The following is a 4,450-nucleotide window of genomic DNA, read 5'->3' on the forward strand; positions in this document are numbered from 1 at the left end:
TCTGCGCCACGTCCTCGCCGAACAGCAGCGTGGACGGGTACTTGGCCATCAGTTCGTGCAGACCCTGGTTGATCTGGATCGCCAGGTGCCGCGGCGGTTGCCGCTCGGGCAGCTGCGCCTCGCTGCCGAAGGCCGCCAGGCGCGCGTCGGCTGCGGCCACCCGGCCGGCCTCGGCCTGCACCGCCGCCGGCGAGTACGGCGCCAGCGGGGCCACGATCTGCGCCAGGCCTTCCAGCTTGGGACGTCGGTCGGCCTCGGCGGCAGCGGCAAAGCAGCGCGCGCGCATCGCCTCGTAGCGCTGCAGCAGCGTTTGACGATCCATCCACCCCGTTTCCAGCGCGATCTGCGCCGAGCGCAGCAGCGGATCGGCGGCTTCGGCCGCGCACAGTTCCGGCAACGGCCGCCACTCGATTTCGAAATCGGTGCCGGCATGGCCCATCAGCCGCGTGGTGCGCAGGTGCAGGAAGGTCGGCCGCCGCGTGCGCCGGCAGTGCTCCAGCGCGCGTTGCACCTGTGCATGGCCGCTGGCCAGGTCCAGGCCATCGGCAAAGAAGTAGTCCAGGCCCGGACGGTGGCTGAAGTTCTGCGCGATCCAGCCGTCCGGGGTTTTCACCGAGATGCCGATGCCGTTGTCTTCGCAGACGAACAGCACCGGCGCCGGCAGCCGCTGGTAAGCCGCCCAGGCGGCGGTATTGAAGGCGGTCTGCGCGGTGGCGTGGTTGGAAGAGGCATCGCCGAAGGAGCAGATCACCACGCTGTCGTCGGGGATGGGCAACGTGTGCCCGATGCGCCGCCCGCTCTCGATGGCCATGGCCGTGCCCAACGCCTTGGGCAGGTGCGAGGCGATGGTGGAGGTTTGCGGCAACACCCACAGCGGCTTGCTGCCCCACACCTTGTGCCGCCCGCCACTGGCCGGGTCATCGCAACTGGCGGCAAATGACAGGGCCGCATCCAGCACGGGATCCATGTCCGGCAACTGGCGGAAGCGCTCGGCCATGAACGCGCCGGAACGGTAATGCAGGAACGCCGGATCGGTGTGCCGCGCCAGCCGCGCCACCAGCGCGTTGCCCTCGTGGCCGGACGAGCCGATGGTGTAGAAAACCTTGTTCTGCACGCGCAGTACGCGCGCCATCAGGTCCAGGTGGCGGCTGATCAGCTGCGACTCGAACAGCGCATCGAAGCCCTGCGCATCCAGCGTGCTGCCCGGCAGGATCGGCGCGTCAGGCGCAGGCCGCGGGGTCGGATCGCCCTGCCACTGCTGCACGAAGTCGATGAAGTTGGCGTCGCAGATCTCGGCCCGGTTGAGGGCTTTCATGCGGGCGGGAATCGGATCGGGAACCACGGCAAACATCCATCAGCCTCCGTGACGCGCGGCCAAAGCGACCACGCCGGAAGTCTGGCCGCAACCCGCGCCGCTTGCCAAGCGCGGGTGCAGCATGGCCATCAGCCGGCGCGGCGCGCCCGCCATTGCTCGCGCGACTGGCCCCAGATTTCAATGGGCTTGCCGCCGTGCGGTGGAGGGAGTTCGCCCATGCGCAGCAACGTGCTGCCGAGCTTGCGCGCGACGACCTTGGAATTTTCGTTGGCCGCATCGATGGTGTGGATCACCTCGTCCCAGCCCAGTGTGGCAAACGCCCAGTCGATGCTGGCAACGGCCGCTTCCGGTGCATAACCGCTGCCCCAGCTTTCGCGCCGGATGCTCCAGCCGACTTCAGTGCCCGGCCAGTCCAGCGGCTGCCACGGCCCCATCCGACCGACCCAGTCGCCGCTGCTCTTTTCGATCACCGAAAACATCGAGAAGCCATACAGATGCCAGCTGCCGGCCAGGCAACTGAAGCTTCGCCAGGCCTGCGAAGGCGCCTGTACGCCACCGAGGTGCTGCATGACCTCCGGGTCGGTACAGAACCGCAGGAATGCGTCGAAGTCTTCCGCGCGCGGCGGGCGCAGGATCAGCCGTTCGGTTTCCAGCTGCAGGTCGAAAATGCTCATGCCGATGCCTGTTGATGTGCCGGCATCGATCTTGGCAGACGCGGCTCGCCCAGGCCAATGGATGTCATTGATCGGGCCTGCCCGTTGGGCTGGCGGCGGCAGCAAAACGCAACAGGCCGGACTAGGCCGGCCTGTTGCTCGCCCCATCACGCGGCGCGAAACATTACTGCTTGTTCGAATCCAGTGCCGCGGTCTGGGTGACCAGCTGGCCATCGATCACCGGCAGGCGATCGCTGCTCGGCTTGTTGTCCATCTTCACGGTCTTTTCGGCGCCATCGTAGCGGTAGGTCACGTTGTAGCCGGTGACCGCGTTGCTGGTGCCCATCGGAATGCGGTTGCCCGGCTTGCTGGCCATGCGCATGGTGCCGGTGGTGCCGTCTTCGTTGCGGTAGGTCACGTTGTAGCCGGTGACCTTGGTCGACTCGGAGGTCGCCGTTTCGGTATGGCACTGGCGCTCGGTACGGTTGACCACGCGGCCACCGACGTGACGCTTGTCGACCGTGTTGCCGATCAGGCCACCGGCCACGGCGCCTGCCGCGGTGGCGGCCTTGCGACCATTGCCGCCGCCGACCTGGTTGCCGAGCAGGCCACCGATGACCGCACCGGCGACGGTGCCGCCGACGTTGCCGTCGCGCTCGGGCAGACGCTCCTGCACGACCACGTCCTGGCAGACTTCATGCGGGGTCTGGGTGGTGGAGGTTTCGCGCACCGGCTCGGTACCGATCACGGTGGCGTAGGCCTTTTCCTTCCTGGTCAGCGGATCGACCTTGACGATATCGGCGTATTCCAGCTTGCCCGCCTTGTCCTGGACCGCGACCGCATCGGTGCGCGACCCGTCGTCGGCCAGCGGGGTGGTGTCCAGGGTGGGCCGGGTCTGCGTCGCCGTCACCGGATCGGGGGCGGACGAGCCACTCTTCATGAAGGCGGCGGTGGCGATGCCGCCGACGAGCAGCGCGCCAGCGGCGACCAAAGCAGTGGTGGTGGTACTTTTCATAACCGGCTCCCTGCGGACGATCCGCAACGTTCTTGAGCGGATTCCAGCATGCGGTGCCTGAACGGAATCTCCACAGTGCGTGCACACCACCCTTACCCATTCAGGTTCTGTGTCGCTGGGGCTCGTGATAGCGTTTACAGCATCTGTCCGAGGAGAGCGTCATGGCCAATCCCCTGCTGCTGCCGATGCTGGAATGGGCGCGTCGGTTGTGCTATCCCACCTTGTTCAAGCTCACCGCCGGCCTGTTCGCGCTGACCCTGTTCATTCCCGATCCGGTGCCGTTCGTGGACGAGATCCTGCTCGGCCTGGGCACGTTGCTGCTGGCCAACTGGAAGAACCGCAGCGCGGCCGTGCCGCCGGCCCTGCCGGGCAAGCGCCGCGCGTGATCCTGGTCGACAGTCATTGCCACCTTGATGCCGGACAGTTCGATGCCGACCGTCCCGAGGTGATTGCGCGGGCGCGTGCGGCGGGGGTGGGCACGCAGGTCGTGCCAGCGGTGACCGCCGCCAGCTGGCCGAAGCTGCGCCAGACCTGCCAGATGGCCCAGGGACTTCATCCGGCCTACGGGCTGCACCCGATGTTCCTGGCCGAGCACCGGGCCGAACATCTTGACGAACTGCGTGGCTGGATCGAGCGTGAGCGCCCGTGCGCGGTTGGCGAATGCGGGCTGGATTTCTTTGTCGAGGGGCTGGATGCGGAGCTGCAGCAGCAGTACTTCGTGGGACAACTGCGGCTGGCGCGCGAATTCGATCTGCCGGTGATCGTGCATGCACGGCGTGCGGTGGATGCGGTGATCGCCGCGATCAGACAGGTGGGCGGGCTGCGTGGCGTCGTCCACAGTTTCCCGGGCAGTCCGGAGCAGGCCGCGCACCTGCACAAACTGGGTTTTCTGGTGGGACTGGGCGGCCCATTGACGTACGACCGTGCGCAGCGGTTGCAGCGGCTTGTGGCACAGATGCCGCTGGAACAGCTGCTGCTGGAAACCGACGCGCCGGACCAGCCGGATGCGGGCATCCGTGGCGAACGCAACGAGCCTTCGCGGCTGCCGGTGATCCTGGAGACGGTGGCGCGGCTGCGCGGGCAGCCGGCCGAGGAGATTGCCGCGCGGACCACGGCCAACGCGCGCGCACTATTCGGCCTTGCCGATCCCCACTGAACCCTCTGACTGCTGCAGGTGTCCGCGCMCGATGCCGCACCAGCACAGCGCACCTACCAACACCAGCAGTCCTGCCGAAATGCCGATCGATGCGTGCATGCCTCGCATGAAGGCATCTGACGCGCCATTTCCTATCAAATTACCGAATATGGCGACCCCAAGCATGCCGCCGACCTGCCGCGCGCAGTTGAGCACACTGGACGCGATGCCTGCTCGCGACCCGTCAACCGAGGCGAGCGTGGCATTGGTCATCGTCGGCACCACCAGCGCCACTCCGCTGGCCGCCAGCACCATCGGCACGATCAAGGGCG

5 protein-coding genes and 1 pseudogene are annotated in these 4,450 nt (G+C 67.3%); 2 read left to right on the plus strand and 4 right to left on the minus strand.

Translation table 11 applies throughout. The features are described 5' to 3' along the window. The 3 genes from ACXJKH_RS15745 to ACXJKH_RS15755 all read right to left on the minus strand — a co-directional run. The coding region (locus ACXJKH_RS15745) for a thiamine pyrophosphate-dependent enzyme (RefSeq protein WP_457320686.1) at positions 1-1,351 on the minus strand (1,351 nt) is incomplete at its 3' end. 92 nt (positions 1,352-1,443) lie between these two features. Further along, a complete protein-coding gene (locus ACXJKH_RS15750; RefSeq protein ID WP_457320688.1) occupies positions 1,444-1,989 on the minus strand; it encodes a GNAT family N-acetyltransferase in 546 nt (181 codons plus the stop codon). A gap of 163 nt (positions 1,990-2,152) precedes the next feature. Further along, the gene (locus tag ACXJKH_RS15755; RefSeq protein ID WP_457320691.1) at positions 2,153-2,983 is read right to left on the minus strand and encodes a glycine zipper 2TM domain-containing protein; all 831 of its coding nucleotides are present in this window, start codon (positions 2,981-2,983) and stop codon (positions 2,153-2,155) included. A 161-nt stretch (positions 2,984-3,144) separates the two neighbouring features. On the opposite strand from ACXJKH_RS15755, the gene ACXJKH_RS15760 reads away from it, so the two are divergent. Together ACXJKH_RS15760 and ACXJKH_RS15765 are read left to right on the plus strand one after the other, a co-directional pair. Continuing rightward, positions 3,145-3,369, plus strand: coding sequence for a DUF6116 family protein (locus ACXJKH_RS15760; protein ID WP_457320692.1), 225 nt, complete (start codon positions 3,145-3,147; stop codon positions 3,367-3,369). Then, complete coding sequence (locus tag ACXJKH_RS15765) at positions 3,366-4,139, plus strand: TatD family hydrolase (protein WP_457320694.1); 774 nt, start codon at positions 3,366-3,368, stop codon at positions 4,137-4,139. Before ACXJKH_RS15760 ends, ACXJKH_RS15765 begins: the two co-directional genes overlap by 4 nt. Here the strand turns inward: ACXJKH_RS15765 and ACXJKH_RS15770 are convergent. Then, a pseudogene (locus ACXJKH_RS15770) lies at positions 4,113-4,450 on the minus strand (hypothetical protein); the annotation flags it as partial. The gene ACXJKH_RS15765 and the pseudogene ACXJKH_RS15770 sit on opposite strands and share 27 nt — an antisense overlap.

It is taken from the genome of Stenotrophomonas sp. P5_B8 (genome assembly GCF_054049855.1).